Below are 15272 nucleotides of genomic sequence, written 5' to 3' on the forward strand. Positions count from 1 at the left end.
TGAAGGGAGTCGGTCGTCATGACTGATCTGCGCGGGTTGCACGAACTCGATCCGCTCCGTTTCGAGTCTCGGTCGATACTTCGCAAGCTGACCACGGCCAGCCGAGCGTTGGCCGAGCTCAAGGGTGTCGCCTCTTCCATTCCCCACCAAGGCATCCTCATCAATACGCTGGGCATGCAGGAAGCGAAGGACAGCTCGGCCATCGAGAACATCGTCACTACCCACGACGATCTTTTCCGGGACGATGCATTTCCGGATGCCTCCAACAGCCCTGCTGCCAAGGAGGTCCTGCGCTATCGACAGGCACTCCATGTCGGCTATGCGTCCGTGCGCGATACCGGGCTGCTGACGACCAACCAGATCATCGATATCCAGGCTGAGCTGGAGCGCAACAACGCAGGGCTGCGTCGCCTCCCGGGGACCACGCTGAAGGACGGACTGGGAAGAGTGGTCTATACGCCGCCGCAAGATGCCGAGCGTGTAATCGAATTGATGCGGGACTTGGAGCGTTTCATCAACGACGATGAGCTGTTCGACGCCGATCCGCTGGTGAAGATGGCACTTATCCATCACCAGTTCGAAAGCATCCATCCTTTCTACGATGGCAATGGCAGGGCAGGTCGCATCGTCAATGTGCTCTACCTGCTCAAGTGCAAAATGCTCGACATCCCGGTGCTCTACCTGAGCCGCTACATCGTTCGCCACAAGGCCGAGTACTACCGCTTGCTGCAGGCGGTGCGTGATGAGGAGCAATGGGAGGACTGGGTGCTGTTCATGCTGGCTGCCGTCGAGGAAACCGCGCGCCAGACAATCGGCACCATTGAGGCGATCAAGGTGGCATTGCTCGATTACAAGCATCGGATAAGGGCGCAGCACAGGTTCTACAGCCAGGACCTGATCAACAACCTGTTCACTCATCCGTACACCAAGATCGAGTTCGTCATGCGCGACCTTGGGGTCTCTCGCCTCACCGCCACTCGTTACCTGCAGGAACTCGCCGATAGCGGTTTCCTTGAGAAGCGCCGAATCGGCCGCTCCAACTACTACAGCAATCTGGCGCTCAACGCGGTACTCACCGGCGACGATCTGAGGGATGGAGCATGAGCCTCGACCTGCTCAACGACCCCTTCACCGGGCGCAGCCTGATCGAGGCCAGCGCCGGCACCGGCAAGACCTGGACCCTCACCGCGCTCTACGCGCGGCTGCTGCTGGAGCGCAAGCTGGGCGTGGGGCAGATCCTGGTGGTGACCTACACCACCGCAGCCACGGCCGAGCTGCGCGAACGCATCCGCGCGCGACTGGCGGCGTTGCTGGCCATGTACGAAGGCGCGCCGGCGCCCGACCCGGTGCTGGCCGGCCTGCATGCGCAGTACCCGGGCGAGGACGCCCACCGCCGCCTGCTGCTGGCGGTGCACGGCTTCGACGAGGCGGCGATCTTCACCATCCACGGTTTCTGCCAGCGCGCCTTGCAGGACGCGGCGTTCGAGGCCGGTGGCGATTTCGACAGTGAGCTGACGGCAGACGACCGCGAGGTGCTCGACGGCCTGCTCGCCGACCTCTGGCGTGCCGAGCTGGCAGCCGCCGAGCCGGCCTGGGCGCGCTTCCTCGCGCAGAAGCGCCTCACCCCGCAGGTCCTGCGCCAGCGCCTGCGTTCGCACCTGGGCAAGCCCTACCTGCGTATCGAACCTCGGGAAACCGAGCTGGGCGACCTGGGCGCGGCCGGCGAGGCCTGGAACCACGCCCGGGATACCTGGCTGCGCGATGCCCAGGCCTGCCTCGCCGACCTGGCGGCCTTCGACGGGCTCAACAAGCGCAGCTACGACGCCGCCAAGTTCGCCCTCTGGCAGGGTGAGCTGGACGCCTATTTCGCCGACCCGGCGGCGCTGTTCGCGGCGCCCACAGGCCTGGAAAAGCTCGGCCGTGAGGCGCTGCTAAAGGCCTGCAAGAAGGGCTTCGAGCTGCCCGAGCACGCCCTCTGCGCTGCGCTGCAGGGGCTGTTCGATGCATTGGAAGAGGCCAAGCCCGCCGGTGAGGCGCGGCTGATCGACCTGCAGGTGCGCCTGCTCGACACCCTCAACCGCGAGCTGCCGGCGCGCAAGGCGGCGCAGCGCATGCTGGCCTTCGACGACCTGCTCAACCGCCTCGACCAATCGCTGCAGGGCCCCGCCGGCGAAACGCTGGCCGCCGCCCTGCGCGAGCGCTACCCGGTGGCGCTGATCGACGAATTCCAGGACACCGACCCGGTGCAGTACGCCATCTTCCGCTGCATCTACCCGGGCGGCGAGCAAGGCGGCGACCTGTGCTTCGTCGGCGACCCCAAGCAGGCGATCTACGCCTTCCGTGGCGCCGATCTGGCCACCTACCTCAAGGCCCGTGACGAGGCGGCGCGGCAGTACAGCCTGAACACCAACCACCGCTCGGTGCCGGCGCTGATCGCTGCGCTCAATCAGGTGTTCGACCGACCCCTGCCCTTTGCCGAGCCGGGGCTGACCTACCCGCCTGTGGGCGCCAGCGACAAGGCCCGCGCCCAGCTGGTACTGCCTGAAGCGGGGGCGCCGCTGGAGCTGGTGTGGCTGGGCGACGAACCCTTGGGCAAGGGCGAGGCCGGTAACGCCGTGGCCATCGACACCGCCCGACGTATCGCCGCCCTGCTGGCCGCCAGTGGCCGGGGCGAGGCCTATTTCGACGAGGCCGGCGTGCGTGCGCCCCTGCGCGGCGGCGACATCGCCGTGCTGGTGGCCAGCCACCGACAGGCTGGCGATGTGGCCGAGCAGCTGGCCGCGCGCGGCGTGCCCAGCGTGCGCCGTGGGCGTGACAGCGTCTGGCACAGCGCCGAGGCCGAGGAGCTGGCCGCCGTGCTCGCCGCCTACGCCGAGCCCGGCCGCGAAGGCGTGCTGCGCTATGCCCTGGCCACCCGCCTGCTGGGCCGCGACGCCCAGGCCCTGGCGCGCTGCCAGGACGACGAGCACGCCTGGGACCAGGAGCGCGAGGACGCCGAGCGCTACCACCAGTTCTGGCAGCAGCAGGGCTTCATGCGCGCCTTCCGCGCCTGGCTCGACGAGCAGCGCGTGGCCGAACGGCTGATCGCCCTGCCCGATGGCGAACGCCGCCTGACCAACCTCCTGCACCTCGCCGAGCTGTTGCAGGCCGAGAGCCTCCAGCGCCCCGGCCTGGAACCGCTGCTGGCCTGGTTCAACGCCCAGCGCGCGGCGGAGAGCCACGGCGACGACGCCCTGCTGCGCCTGGAAAGCGATGCCGAGCGGGTGCAGATCGTCACCGTGCACACCAGCAAGGGCCTGGAATACCCGCTGGTGTTCTGCCCCTACCTCTGGGACGGCGCGCTGCTGCGCCGCGACGAAGACATCACCTGCCACGCCGAGGACGGCACCCCGTTGCTGGACCTGGGCGGCGCCGACTACGACGACAACCGCGAGCGCGCCCGCCGCGAGCGCTTCGCCGAGCGCCTGCGCCTGGCCTATGTGGCGCTGACCCGCGCCCGCGACCGCCTGTGGCTGCACTGGGGCCCGGTGGCCCTGCCCAAGGCGAAGAAGGACGGTGAGCTGCCCGAGGACGGCCTGCACAGCAGCGCCCTCGCCTGGCTGCTGCACGGCCGCGAGCTGCCCGGCGATGCCCTGCTCAGCGAGCTGGGCAGCCACCTCGCCGCGCTGGATGGCGCCGGCCTGCGCCGCGAGCTGCAGGGCCTGGCCGATGCCAGCGAAGGCACCATCGCCCTGGTGGCCTGCCGCGAGGCCGAGGCCAGCGCCCAGGGCGAGACCCGCGCTGCGCCGCCGGCCGCCCTGGCGCACCTGCAGCGAGGCCTGCACAGCGCCTGGCGGGTGGGCAGCTTCTCCGGCCTGGCCGCCGGCATGCACATGGAGGCGCCAGACCGCGACGCCTTCTTCGTGCCCCCGGCCACCGACCCGGGAGCCGGCTTCTACGGCTTCCCCCGGGGCGCCCGTGCCGGTACCTGCCTGCACGCCATCCTCGAGGACTGGGTGCGCGGCGAGGGCGAGCTGGAGGACCTGGTGCCGCTGCACCTGCTGGGCCACGGCCTGCCCGAGGACTGGGCGACGATCGCCATCGAGCAGCTGCGCAAGGTGCTCGACGCCGACCTCGACGGCCAGGGCCTGAGCCTGGCCGCCCTGGAGCCGAGCCGGCGCCTGCCGGAGCTGGGCTTCACCTTCCCCGTGGCGCAGCTGGATATCCAGGGCCTGCGCGCGGTGTTGGCCGACCCCGCCCACGGCCTGCCGGAGCCCATGCGCCTGGCCGCCGAGCGCCTGGAATTCGATCAATTGAACGGTTTCATGAAGGGCTTCATCGACCTGACCTTCGAGCACCAGGGGCGCTGGTACATCGCCGACTACAAGTCCAACTGGCTCGGCCCGGACGCCAGCTACTACGGCGGCGAACGCCTGGAGCAGGCCATCGCCGCCGAGCACTATCACCTGCAGTACCTGATCTACCTGGTGGCGCTGCGGCGCTTCCTGCGCCTGCGTCTGGATGGCTTCGCCAGCGAGGGGCTGGGCGGCGCCTACTACCTGTTCCTGCGTGGCATGCCGGAGGCCGGCGTGTACTTCCACCGCCCCGACGACGCGCTGCTCGACGCCCTGGACCGCCTGTTCGAGGAGGGCCGCCCATGAAGCTCGCCGAATGGCCCCTGGGCCCGCTGGAGCGTTTCTTCGCCGAGAGCCTGCTGCGCCTCGACCCGGATGCCGGCGAGGCGGTCACCGCCGCCGCCGCGCTGTGCTGCCAGGCCCTGGCCAATGGCGACGTGTGCCTGCCCCTGGCGCGCCTGGCCGGGCAGCGGGTGTTCGACGAAGGCGCCGCCGGCCTCGACCTGCCAGCCCTGCCCACCTGGCTGGCCGCCCTGCGTGCCTCCCCCCTGGTGGCGGAGCCCGGCGGTTACGCGCCATTGACCCTGGATGGCGAACGCCTCTACCTCAGCCGCTACCATGCCTACGAGACGCGCCTGGCCGCCAGCCTGCTGGCCATGGCCGGCGCCCGCCCGCCGGTGGACGAGGCGCGCCTGGCGGAATCCCTGGCGCGGCTGTTCGCCCGCAACACCCAGCAGCCGGACTGGCAGCGCCTGGCCGCCGCCCAGGCGGTACGGCGCAACCTGGCGGTGATCTCCGGCGGCCCCGGCACCGGCAAGACCACCACCGTGGTCCGCCTGCTCGCCGCGCTGCTGGAACAGCCCGGTGGCGAGCGCCTGGCCATCGGCCTCGCCGCGCCCACCGGCAAGGCCGCCGCGCGCATGGCCGAGGCCATCCGCAATGCCAAGGCCGAGCTGCCGGTGGACGACGCCATCAAGGCCCTGCTGCCCGAGGAGGCGCGCACCCTGCACCGCCTGCTGGGCAGCCGCGGCGACAGCCCGCAGGTGCGCCACCACGCCGACAACCCGCTGCCGCTGGACGTGCTGGTGGTGGACGAGGCCTCGATGGTGGACCTGGCGCTGATGGCCAAGCTGCTCGACGCCCTGCCGCCGGGTGCACGCCTGGTGCTGTTGGGCGACAAGGACCAGCTCTCGGCGGTGGAGGCTGGCGCGGTGTTCGCCGAGCTCTGCGAAGGCCGTGGCCTGGACGCCGCCGCCAGTGCCGACCTGGAGCGCATCACCGGCCAGCGCGTGCCGGTGGAGCAGCCGCGCTCGCGCCTCGGCGATGCCGTGGTGCTGCTGACCCACAGCCACCGCTTCGCGGGCGACAGTGGCATCGGCGAGCTGGCGCGGCGCATCAACGCGGGCGACGCGCGCGGCACCCTGGAGTTGCTGCGCGAGGCGCGGCCCGATCTCGGCTGGAACCCCGGCCCGTTGCAGGGCCCGTTGCTGGAACGCCTGGACGCCGGCTACGCGCCCTTCATCGTCGCTGCGCGCACCGGTGACGCGGAGGCCGCCTTCGCCGCCTTCGCCGACTTCCGCGCCCTCACCGCCCAGCGCGAGGGGCCTTGGGGGGTGAACGGCATCAACGAGGCGCTGGAGGCGCGCATCAAGCGGCGCCTGGGTATCGCCAGCCGCGAGCGCTGGTACCCGGGCCGCGCGGTGATGGTGCGGCAGAACGACTACGCCCTGGGCCTGTTCAACGGCGACATCGGCATTTGCCTGCCCACGCCCCATGGCTTGCGGGTGTTCTTCGAGGGGGAAGGCGGCCACCGGCCCTTCGCCCCGGCGCGCCTGCCCAGCCATGACAGCGCCTTCGCCATGACGGTGCACAAGAGCCAGGGCTCGGAGTTCCGCGAGGTGCTGCTGGCGCTGCCGGAACAGCCGAGCCCGCTGCTCAGCCGCTCGCTGTTCTACACCGGCATCACCCGCGCCAAGCAGCGGGTGGAGATCTGGGGCCTGCCGCAGCGCCTGGGCGAGGCGGTGAATACCCGCGCCGAGCGCGCGGCCGGGCTGGCCGCGCGCCTGGCCAGCGCGGAGCCGGCACCCGTCATGGCGCCGCCACCCGCCGCACCGCCCGCGCCTCCGGCGGGTGGGCAGCTGGACCTGTTCTAACGGCCTCCTTCACAGGGTGACGAAACGCTGCAGGCCGCCAGCGAAGCTGGCCTGGATGTAGCTGTACACCGCCCCCGCGCGCTTGTAGCCGCCATGGTTGGAGACCACCTTCTTGCAGTTGGCGACGAACACCGTGCTGGTGGCCACTTCGATGTAGGTCTTGTCTTCGGGGCCGTAGAGGCCCAGGGCCAGGTCCTGCTCGGAGGAGGCGTAGGCGAAGCGCAGCACCTCGTCCCGCGAGGAGTGGAAGATGTACACCCGCTCGCAGGAGGGGATGGCGTCGGCGAACTCCTCGTCGCTTTCGAAGCATTCGTTATCCACAGCCGGCGCGGTGCAGAAGTAGTTGCGCACGATGCGCCCGGGCGAGCCCTTGAGGGCCTTGAGGGTGACCCGCGCGCCGAGGCTGTGGGACATCACGTCCACGGCGGCGGCATCCCCGTAGAGGTTGTCCAGCAGGAAGCGGAACATCCGCGCCACGGCATTGGCGCGCTTCTTCGCCTGCCACCAGTCGAGCTTCTGGTCGCCGCCGGGCCAGGAGTAGCCGAGCACCATGTCGTAGGCGTCGGCGAGGTGGACCATGGCCTGTTGCTCGATCACCTGGTAGGAGTCGAACACCTCGAACTGCTCGTTGTTGTAGCCGTGCACCAGCAGGAGCAGGCGCTTGCCCTTTACCAGGTGCAGCAGGTCCTTGAAGTCCAGCACCGCCGTGACCGTGTCGTTGGCCAGGTCCACCTCGCGTATCAGGTGGCCGGTCTCGGAGAGCTGGTCCGGGTTGGAGAAGTCCTTGCGTGAACTGATGATGATCATGAGCGACTCCGCGTTCCTTGCGGCGAGGGGCCGGCCACGGCCCGGCGATGTGCGGCCGTGACCGGAACCCGTGAGACACCGCAGCGTTGATGAGGGGGATTCAGCACGGGAGGCCGACGGCATCGCACGCCAGCGCCGGGGTTCAGGGACCAGGCGCAAGCGAAACGGCGGGTGCAGGTGAACTCTAGATCAGGGAAGGGCGGTCGGGGGGAGGTTGAGGTGGGGGATCGATGGAGAGCGGTGGGCTGAAGCGGAGCGCCGCCCGGCCCATCCTACGCCGCACCTACGCCCATCCTGTGCCCAGGCGGGAACGAGAACGGGGCCCGTGGGCCCCGTTGTTCGTAGCGAGTGGTGGATCAGTCGATGCTGACCACCTTGGCGAGGACGATCTTCGGACCCTTCATCTTCTTGACGATGATGCGCAGCCCTTCGGTCTCCAGCACTTCCTCTTCCTCGGGGACGCGGTTGAGGGTTTCGTAGATCAGGCCGGCGAGGGTGTCTGCCTCGACGTGGTCGAGGTCGATGCCCAGCAGGCGCTCGACCTTGAACAGCGGGGTGTCGCCGCGCACCAGCAGCTTGCCGGGCTGGTAGGCGAGGATGCCGCGTTCGGTCTTGCGGTGTTCGTCCTGGATGTCGCCGACCAGCACTTCGAGCACGTCTTCCATGGTCAGGAAGCCGACCACCTTGCCGTCGGCCTCCTCGACCAGGGCGAAGTGCGCGCCACCCTGGCGGAACTGCTCCAGCAGGCGCGACAGCGGCATGTGCTTGGTGACGCGCTCCACCGGGCGGGTCAGCTCGGCCAGGTCGAAGGACTCGGGCAGGCTGTCCAGGGCGGAGAGGGCCAGGAGCAGGTCCTTGATGTGCAGCACGCCGATGAACTCGCCGCTCTGGGCGTTGTGCACCGGGTAGCGGCTGTACTTGTGGCGACGGATCACGCTGAGGATGTCGGCCAGCGGGGCGTCGTGCTCCAGGTAGATCAGGTCTTCACGGGAGTTGGCCCAGTCGACCACCTCCAGTTCGCCCATCTCCACGGCGGAGGCGAGCACGCGCATGTCCTGGTCGCTGGGGTCGCGGGCACGGCTGGAGTGGAGGATCAGCTTGAGCTCGTCGCGGCTGTAGTGGTGCTCGTGGTGCGGGCCGGGCTCGCCCTGGCCGGCGATGCGCAGGATGGCGTTGGCGCTGGCGTTGAGCAGCCAGATGGCCGGGTACATCAGCCAGTAGAAGAGGTACAGCGGCACCGCCGTCCACAGCGACAGCAGCTCGGGTTTGCGGATGGCCCAGGACTTGGGCGCCAGCTCGCCGACCACGATGTGCAGGTAGGAAATGATGAAGAAGGCGGTGAAGAAGGAGATGCCGTGGGCCAGCTTCTCCGACTCGATGCCGAAGGCGCTGAGCAGCGGGCCGAGCAGGTGGGCGAAGGCCGGTTCGCCGACCCAGCCGAGGCCGAGGGAGGCCAGGGTGATGCCCAGCTGGCAGGCCGAGAGGTAGGCGTCCAGCTGGTTGTGCACGGTGCGCAGGATGCTGCCGCGCCAGCCGTGCTTGTCGGCGATGGCTTCGACGCGGGTGGCGCGCAGCTTGACCATGGCGAACTCGGCGGCCACGAAGAAACCGTTGAGCACGACGAGGAACAGGGCGAACAGAACGAGGCCGAAGTCGGCGAAATAGGAAGACAGTGAACTAGCGGGGGACGGGTCCATTGGGGGCTTTGGTCAGCGAATGATCGGCTAAGGGTGAGGGCTGGGACCGCAGTTTGCAAGACGCCGGGCCCTGCCCGGGCCCGGTGCCGCGTTCAAGCGCGCGGCGCGACCTGGCTGGGCGGGAAATGGCAGGTGAAGGTGCTGCCGTGGTTGAGCACCGAGCTGATGTCGAGGCGGCCGCGGTGGCGGATCAGCACGTGCTTGACGATGGCCAGGCCCAGGCCGGTGCCGCCGGTGTTGCTGGCGCGGCTGGAGTCGACCCGGTAGAAGCGCTCGGTCAGGCGCGGCAGGTGCTTGCTCTCGATGCCGATGCCGGAGTCCTGCACCGCCAGGTGCGCGCCCAGTTCGTCGCCCCACCAGCGGATGCGTACGTCGCCGCCATCGGGGGTGTATTTGACGGCGTTGAACACCAGGTTGGAGAAGGCGCTGCGCAACTCGGCCTCGCTGCCGCGCAGCTGATAGCTGGCGTCGGCTTCGAGGGTGATCCTGTGCTGGCGGCTGCCGGACAGGGCGACGGCGTCGTTGCGGATGGTCTGCAGCAGGGTGTCGACGGCGATGGGCTGGTTGTCCGAGGGGTAGTCGGTGGCTTCCAGCTTGGCCAGCAGCAGCAGGTCGTTGAGCAGGTTCTGCATGCGCCCGGCCTGGGAGTTCATCTGCTGCAGGGCACGGGTCCAGCGGGGGTTCACGTCCTCGACGTTGTCCAGCAGGGTTTCCAGGTAGCCGGCGATCACCGTCAGCGGGGTGCGCAGCTCGTGGGAGACGTTGGCGACGAAGTCCTTGCGCATCTGTTCCAGCTGGTGGATGCGGGTGACGTCGCGCACCAGCATCAGGTGCTCGCGGTTGCCGTACTGGGTGATGTGGAATTGCAGGCGCAGGCGGTCGTTGACCGGCGACGGCAGGTCGAGGGACTCGCGGTAGTTTTCCTGCTCGAAGTATTCCTTGAAGCGCGGGTGGCGGATCAGGTTGGTCACCGGCTGGCCGCTGTCCTGGGGCGTCTTCAGGCCCAGCAGGTTTTCCGCGGCGCGGTTCCACCAGTCGAGGTTGCCCTCGCTGTCGAGCATGACCACGGCGTCCTTGAGGGCGGCGGTGGATTCCTGCACGCGGTCGATCACCGCTTGCAGGCGGCCGCGCACGCGCTGATCACGGCGCTGCAGGTGATAGATGCTGTCGAACACTTCGCCCCAGAGGCCGTAGCCATCCGGCGGCGGCTCGTCGGGTTTGTGTTCCTTGAGCCACTTGTGCAGGCGCAGGAGCTGGCTGAGGGTCCAGCCGAGGTAGCCACCGAGGCCAACGGCCAGAGCCCAGCCGTATTCGCCGGAGAGGGCTCCGGCGATCAGGCAGACGGCTAGCAGGAGGAGCAAACGGCGGATTACGGCGCGACGCCAGTCCTGGTTCAACGGGTGCGTCCTTGTGCGGGGTCAGCCTTTGGTGGAGAAACGATAGCCGGTGCCGCGTACCGTCTGCACCAGGTTTTCGTAGGCATCGCCCAGCGCCTTGCGCAGGCGGCGGATGTGCACGTCGACGGTGCGCTCCTCGACATAGACGTTGCCGCCCCAGACCTGGTCCAGCAGCTGGCCACGGGTGTAGGCGCGCTCCTGGTGGGTCATGAAGAACTGCAGCAGGCGGTACTCGGTGGGGCCCATCTCGGCGGGCTTGCCGTCGATGGTCACGCGGTGGCTGATGGGGTCCAGCAGCAGGCCGCGGATTTCGATCGGCGCTTCGCTGTCGGTGGGGCCGGCGCGGCGCAGCACGGCCTTGAGGCGGGCCACCAGCTCGCGGGGCGAGAAGGGCTTGGTGATGTAGTCGTCGGCGCCGACTTCCAGGCCCTGGATCTTGTTGTCCTCTTCGCCCTTGGCGGTGAGCATGATGATCGGGATGTCGCCGGTCAGCTCATCGCGCTTCAGGCGCCGGGCCAGCTCGATGCCGGAGGTGCCGGGAAGCATCCAGTCGAGGAGGATCAGGTCGGGTTTGCGGTCGACGATGATGGCGTGCGCCTGCTGGGTGTTCTCCGCTTCCAGGCAATCGTAGCCGGCCATTTCCAGGGCTACCGCGATCATTTCGCGGATGGGCGCTTCGTCGTCGACTATCAGGATGTTCTTGCCAACCATGTATCCGCCTCGGGTCGCTTGTTCAGCTGGTTTGCGCGCATTAGATAACGGAATTATTGCAGCTATATGACACCGGCATGTAGCGGGAAGGCCTCGCCCGTGCAGCGACGGGCGGCGCGATGGCCTCGACTATGCTCAACGGGCCACCGGCGCACAGCCGGAGCCGGCCTGACGCGGTGCCCTGCCAGGGCACCGGCTGCCTGCCCGCCGCACCCCGTCCCGGGCCGGTGGTTGCCGGGCCGAAGCGGACCCTTGCGAGGAGAAATGCGATGAGCAGAACTTATCCACAGGCGCTGGCCCTGCTGGCCGGGGCATTGCTGTCCTGGCCGCTGCTGGCGGCGGAGCCGGCGATGGAGAAGGATGGCGTGCTGGTGGATCACCAAGGCATGACGCTGTACACCTTCGACAAGGACGCCATGGGCATGTCCCACTGCAGCGGCGAATGCGCGAAGAACTGGCCGCCGCTGATGGCCGAGGCCGGTGCCAAGGCCGAGGGCAAGTGGAGCCTGGTCAAGCGCGATGACGGCACCAGCCAGTGGGCCTACGACGGCAAGCCGCTCTACACCTTCGTCATGGACAAGCAGGCCGGCGACAAGACCGGCGACGGCAAGATGCAGGTCTGGCACCTGGCCAAGCCCTGAGCCTGGCCCTGCACCCGCGCCCCGCGTTGCGCTGGTTCAGCGCAGCGCGTAGTCGGCCACCAGGCCGATGAAGATCGCCATCCCCGCCCAGTGGTTGTGCAGGAAGGCCTTGAAGCAGGCCTGCGGGTCCCGCGTGCGCGTGCTCCAGGATTCCCAGGCGAAGCAGGCGGCGGCGCCGAGCAGGCCGAGGTGGAACCACAGGCCCAGCTCGAAGCGGCTGCCGGCCAGGAGCAGGCACAGCAGCGCCAGGCCCTGGAGGGTGGCGATGATGATGCGGTCGGCGTCGCCGAAGAGGATGGCGGTGGATTTCACCCCGATCTTCAGGTCGTCCTCGCGGTCGGTCATCGCGTAGTAGGTGTCGTAGGCCACGGTCCACAGCAGGTTGGCGATGTACAGCAGCCAGGCCGCTGCCGGCAGCTCGCCGGTCTCGGCGGTGAAGGCCATGGGCATGCCCCAGGAGAAGGCCGCGCCGAGCACCACCTGGGGGTAGAAGGTGTAGCGCTTCATGAAGGGGTAGCAGGCGGCCAGGGCCAGGCCGCCGAAGGACAGCCAGATGGTGGTGGCGTTGGTCAGCAGCACCAGGCCGAAACTGAGGGCCACCAGCACGGCGAAGAACACCAGTGCCTCGCGCGGCTTGATCGCGCCGCTGGCCAGGGGCCGGGCCTTGGTGCGGTTGACGTGGCCGTCGAAGTTGCGGTCGGCGTAGTCGTTGATCACGCAGCCGGCGGCGCGCATCAGCACCACGCCGACGACGAATACCAGCACGTTCTTCAGGCTCGGACGGCCCTCACCGGCGACCCACAGCGCCCAGAGGGTGGGCCAGAGCAGCAGGTAGATGCCGATGGGCTTGTCCATGCGCGTCAGCTGGATGAAGTCCCAGGCGCGGGGGTGCAGGCGGTTGAGCGATTGCAGGAGCTTGAGGTACATCGGCGGTCTCCGCTGGGCGTGGGCGGATTATAGGGTTTCGATGCCGGCGTGCTGCCACAGGGTTGGCAGGAATATCTCGGCCACCAGCACCGCCAGCTCGCCACGGCGGAAGCAGGAGCGACGCCCCCACAGGCGCTCGGCGCGCACCTCGGCGGGCAGCCAGGCAGCGGGATAGCGGGTGACCTCGATGGTGCCGCGGGCGAAGGCGCGGTCGCTGAACAGCAGCTCGCCCAGGGAGCGGCTGCCCAGCTCGCCCAGGGCCAGGCCGGAGCCTTCCAGGGCGCTGCGGGCCGCGACGCTGCGGGCGAATACCCAGGCTTCGCCGTGCCCGCGCAGGTAGACCTCACGGACCCAGCCCTGGCTGCCGTCGGGCACGCCGAGGGCGATGCATTCGTCGTTGCGCAGCACCTGCCAGCCTTCCACCAGCGGGGTGACGCTGAAGGCGTCGGCCGAGAGGGCGGTGAGGCGGCGGGTCAGCGAGCCCTGGTCGAACAGCCAGTCACGCAGGCCGGCGGGGGGCGCGGGATGCAGTTGCGTGGCGCTGAGCCAGCGGGGCGGATGGGCGAGGGCGGCGTCTGGCACGATGGTCCTGGCGGTTTGGGCGGCGCGGGAGTCTAACACGGCGCCAGGGGCGTTTCGTGGGGCGGCGGGTTGCCGCAGGCGGGCTTCATCCCGTCGCCCGGCGTCTTGGCGCTGTGCCGCGTTTGGTATAGGTTGCGCGCCAAACCGTGAGTTCCGCCGAGGACGATAATGAAAAAGTGGCAATGCGTGGTCTGTGGTCTGATCTATGACGAATCCCAGGGCTGGCCGGATGACGGCATCGCGCCGGGCACCCGTTGGGAAGACGTGCCGGCCGACTGGCTGTGCCCCGACTGTGGCGTCGGCAAGCTGGACTTCGAGATGATCGAAATCGGCTGATCCCTCCCGGGCCCCCTCGTCCTGTGGCGGGCCCGTATCCCCTGCTTCCGGCCCGTGCGACCGAATAGGCGCTCCAGGCCCTCGCCCTGCTTGCCCACCGCGAAGCCCTCGGGTTCATCGCCGTCCATGGTGTCTCCTTGCTCACCGCCACCCGAGCCCAACCTCCGTCGGGCGGGCCGCGCCAAGCCTTGGCGAGGGGTTCGCAATTGGAGTAGGGTCTCAACGGTTTTTCCGCCGGGCGGAGGTGCTTATGCGCAAGTGGCAATGCGTGGTTTGCGGCTTCATCTACGACGAGGCCCAGGGCCTGCCGGACGAGGGCATCGCCCCGGGCACGCGCTGGGAAGACATCCCGCCGGACTGGGTCTGCCCCGATTGCGGCGTGGGCAAGGTCGACTTCGAGATGATCGAGATCGCCTGATCCGCGACAACCCCCGATATTCAGCGACGGCCCGTGGGCCGTCGCGTCGTTTTGCAGCTGAGGAGTGAGTGATGAGTGCACCCGTGGTGATAGTCGGGACCGGCCTGGCCGGCTACAACCTGGCCAAGGAATTCCGCAAGCTGGACGGCGAAACCCCGCTGTTGCTGATCAGCGCCGACGACGGCCGCTCCTACTCCAAGCCGATGCTGTCCACCGGCTTCGGCAAGAACAAGGACGCCGACGGCCTGGCCATGGCCGAAGCCGGTGCCATGGCCGACCAACTGAAGGCCGAGATCCGCACCCACACCCGCATCACCGGCATCGACGCGGGCCACCGTCGCCTGTGGATAGGCGAGGAAGCGGTGGAGTACCGCGACCTGGTGCTGGCCTGGGGCGCCGAGGTGATCCGCGTGCCGGTGGAAGGCGACGCCGAAGACGCGGTGTTCCCGATCAACGACCTCGAAGACTACGCCCGCTTCCGCGTGGCGGCGGCGGGCAAGAAGCGCGTGCTGATCCTCGGTGCCGGCCTGATCGGTTGCGAGTTCGCCAACGACCTGACCCTGGGTGGCTTCGAAGTGGAGCTCGTGGCCCCCTGCGAGCAGGTCATGCCCGGCCTGCTGCACCCGGCGGCCGCAGCGGCGGTACAGGCCGGCCTCGAAGGCCTGGGCACGCGCTTCCACCTGGGCCCGGTGCTGGCCAGCCTCAACCACGCCGGTGACGGCCTGGACGCGCACCTGTCCGATGGCACCCGCATCGCCTGTGATCTGGTGATCTCGGCGGTCGGCCTGCGCCCGCGCATCGCCCTGGCCGCCGCGGCCGGGCTGGATGTGAATCGCGGGGTGATGGTGGACCGCCACCTGAAGACCTCCCACGCCAACGTCTACGCCCTGGGCGATTGCGCCGAAGTGGATGGCATCAACCTGCTTTATGTGATGCCGCTGATGGCCTGTGCCCGTGCCCTGGCGCAGACCCTGGCGGGCAATGCCACGGCGGTGAGCTACGGGCCGATGCCGGTGACGGTGAAGACCCCGGCCTGCCCCCTGGTGGTATCGCCGCCGCCCCGTGGCACGGAGGGGGCCTGGAGCGTGGAGGGCTCTGGCGCCGACATCAAGGCGCTGTGCCGCGATGCCGGCGGCCGCCTGCTGGGCTACGCCCTGACCGGCGCGGCGGTGCAGGAGAAGCTGGCCCTGAACCGGGAACTGCCTCCCCTGCTGGCGTGAATCGCCGTCCTTCTGTCGGATTAGCCCTCGGGTTCGCGCCCAAAACTGT

Annotated in this window: 13 protein-coding genes; 7 read left to right on the forward strand and 6 right to left on the reverse strand. The window is 69.0% G+C overall.

Annotation, left to right across the window (positions count from 1 at the left end; all coding sequences use genetic code 11):
- Nucleotides 1-18 precede the first annotated feature (18 nt).
- Genes PI990_RS00690 through recD form a run of 3 tightly spaced genes read left to right on the forward strand, consistent with a single transcriptional unit; the run spans nucleotide 19 to nucleotide 6487 of the window.
- The gene (locus PI990_RS00690) at nucleotides 19-1104 is read left to right on the forward strand and encodes a Fic family protein (protein WP_271659570.1); all 1086 of its coding nucleotides are present in this window, start codon (nucleotides 19-21) and stop codon (nucleotides 1102-1104) included.
- On the forward strand, nucleotides 1101-4640 hold the full coding sequence (gene recB / locus PI990_RS00695) for an exodeoxyribonuclease V subunit beta (RefSeq protein WP_271659571.1): 3540 nt from the start codon (nucleotides 1101-1103) through the stop codon (nucleotides 4638-4640). The genes PI990_RS00690 and recB overlap by 4 nt, the downstream gene beginning before the upstream one ends.
- The gene (gene recD / locus PI990_RS00700; protein WP_271659572.1) at nucleotides 4637-6487 is read left to right on the forward strand and encodes an exodeoxyribonuclease V subunit alpha; all 1851 of its coding nucleotides are present in this window, start codon (nucleotides 4637-4639) and stop codon (nucleotides 6485-6487) included. Before recB ends, recD begins: the two co-directional genes overlap by 4 nt.
- Before the next feature lie 9 nt (nucleotides 6488-6496).
- Here recD and PI990_RS00705 read toward each other — a convergent pair whose 3' ends face one another.
- The 4 genes from PI990_RS00705 to phoB form a co-directional block, all read right to left on the reverse strand.
- Nucleotides 6497-7294, reverse strand: a complete 798-nt coding sequence (locus PI990_RS00705; protein ID WP_271659573.1) for an alpha/beta hydrolase — start codon at nucleotides 7292-7294, stop codon at nucleotides 6497-6499.
- 356 nt (nucleotides 7295-7650) lie between these two features.
- Nucleotides 7651-8991, reverse strand: coding sequence for a hemolysin family protein (locus PI990_RS00710; RefSeq protein WP_021218861.1), 1341 nt, complete (start codon nucleotides 8989-8991; stop codon nucleotides 7651-7653).
- A 92-nt stretch (nucleotides 8992-9083) separates the two neighbouring features.
- Nucleotides 9084-10388 (reverse strand): phosphate regulon sensor histidine kinase PhoR, encoded by a 1305-nt coding sequence (gene phoR, locus PI990_RS00715; protein WP_271659574.1) that lies wholly within the window; start codon nucleotides 10386-10388, stop codon nucleotides 9084-9086.
- A 21-nt stretch (nucleotides 10389-10409) separates the two neighbouring features.
- Entirely contained in the window at nucleotides 10410-11099 is a 690-nt protein-coding gene (gene phoB / locus PI990_RS00720; protein ID WP_271659575.1) for a phosphate regulon transcriptional regulator PhoB, read from the reverse strand.
- Between the two features lie 269 nt (nucleotides 11100-11368).
- On the opposite strand from phoB, the gene PI990_RS00725 reads away from it, so the two are divergent.
- On the forward strand, nucleotides 11369-11740 hold the full coding sequence (locus PI990_RS00725) for a COG4315 family predicted lipoprotein (protein WP_184488245.1): 372 nt from the start codon (nucleotides 11369-11371) through the stop codon (nucleotides 11738-11740).
- Nucleotides 11741-11776: 36 nt separating this feature from the next.
- On the opposite strand, the gene ubiA is transcribed toward PI990_RS00725, so the two are convergent.
- Both ubiA and PI990_RS00735 read right to left on the reverse strand, forming a co-directional pair.
- Nucleotides 11777-12667: a 4-hydroxybenzoate octaprenyltransferase gene (gene ubiA, locus PI990_RS00730; RefSeq protein WP_021218865.1), complete on the reverse strand. Its 891-nt coding sequence runs from the start codon at nucleotides 12665-12667 to the stop codon at nucleotides 11777-11779.
- Nucleotides 12668-12694: 27 nt separating this feature from the next.
- On the reverse strand, nucleotides 12695-13249 hold the full coding sequence (locus tag PI990_RS00735) for a chorismate--pyruvate lyase family protein (RefSeq protein WP_043240947.1): 555 nt from the start codon (nucleotides 13247-13249) through the stop codon (nucleotides 12695-12697).
- Nucleotides 13250-13417: 168 nt separating this feature from the next.
- Between PI990_RS00735 and PI990_RS00740 the strand changes: the two genes are divergently transcribed.
- The 3 genes from PI990_RS00740 to PI990_RS00750 all read left to right on the forward strand — a co-directional run bounded on the left by PI990_RS00740 (nucleotide 13418) and on the right by PI990_RS00750 (nucleotide 15223).
- Nucleotides 13418-13585, forward strand: a complete 168-nt coding sequence (locus PI990_RS00740; RefSeq protein WP_021218867.1) for a rubredoxin — start codon at nucleotides 13418-13420, stop codon at nucleotides 13583-13585.
- Between the two features lie 250 nt (nucleotides 13586-13835).
- Nucleotides 13836-14003 carry a rubredoxin gene (locus PI990_RS00745; RefSeq protein ID WP_021218868.1) on the forward strand — a complete coding sequence of 56 codons (168 nt, stop codon included), beginning with the start codon at nucleotides 13836-13838 and terminating at the stop codon, nucleotides 14001-14003.
- Between the two features lie 71 nt (nucleotides 14004-14074).
- Nucleotides 14075-15223: an NAD(P)/FAD-dependent oxidoreductase gene (locus PI990_RS00750; protein WP_021218869.1), complete on the forward strand. Its 1149-nt coding sequence runs from the start codon at nucleotides 14075-14077 to the stop codon at nucleotides 15221-15223.
- Nucleotides 15224-15272: the final 49 nt, after the last annotated feature.

Origin of the sequence: Pseudomonas sp. TUM22785, assembly GCF_028198105.1 — a bacterium.
GTDB classification, from domain to species: Bacteria; Pseudomonadota; Gammaproteobacteria; order Pseudomonadales; family Pseudomonadaceae; genus Metapseudomonas; species Metapseudomonas solani.

Bases quoted from the DNA above. Each gene is read 5' to 3' on its own strand.
- PI990_RS00690 (WP_271659570.1), top strand. From the start codon at position 19: ATGACTGATCTGCGCGGGTTGCACGAACTCGATCCGCTCCGTTTCGAG.
- recB (WP_271659571.1), top strand. From the start codon at position 1,101: ATGAGCCTCGACCTGCTCAACGACCCCTTCACCGGGCGCAGCCTGATC.
- recD (WP_271659572.1), top strand. From the start codon at position 4,637: ATGAAGCTCGCCGAATGGCCCCTGGGCCCGCTGGAGCGTTTCTTCGCC.
- PI990_RS00705 (WP_271659573.1), bottom strand. From the start codon at position 7,294: ATGATCATCATCAGTTCACGCAAGGACTTCTCCAACCCGGACCAGCTC.
- PI990_RS00710 (WP_021218861.1), bottom strand. From the start codon at position 8,991: ATGGACCCGTCCCCCGCTAGTTCACTGTCTTCCTATTTCGCCGACTTC.
- phoB (WP_271659575.1), bottom strand. From the start codon at position 11,099: ATGGTTGGCAAGAACATCCTGATAGTCGACGACGAAGCGCCCATCCGC.
- PI990_RS00725 (WP_184488245.1), top strand. From the start codon at position 11,369: ATGAGCAGAACTTATCCACAGGCGCTGGCCCTGCTGGCCGGGGCATTG.
- ubiA (WP_021218865.1), bottom strand. From the start codon at position 12,667: ATGTACCTCAAGCTCCTGCAATCGCTCAACCGCCTGCACCCCCGCGCC.
- PI990_RS00740 (WP_021218867.1), top strand. From the start codon at position 13,418: ATGAAAAAGTGGCAATGCGTGGTCTGTGGTCTGATCTATGACGAATCC.
- PI990_RS00745 (WP_021218868.1), top strand. From the start codon at position 13,836: ATGCGCAAGTGGCAATGCGTGGTTTGCGGCTTCATCTACGACGAGGCC.
- PI990_RS00750 (WP_021218869.1), top strand. From the start codon at position 14,075: ATGAGTGCACCCGTGGTGATAGTCGGGACCGGCCTGGCCGGCTACAAC.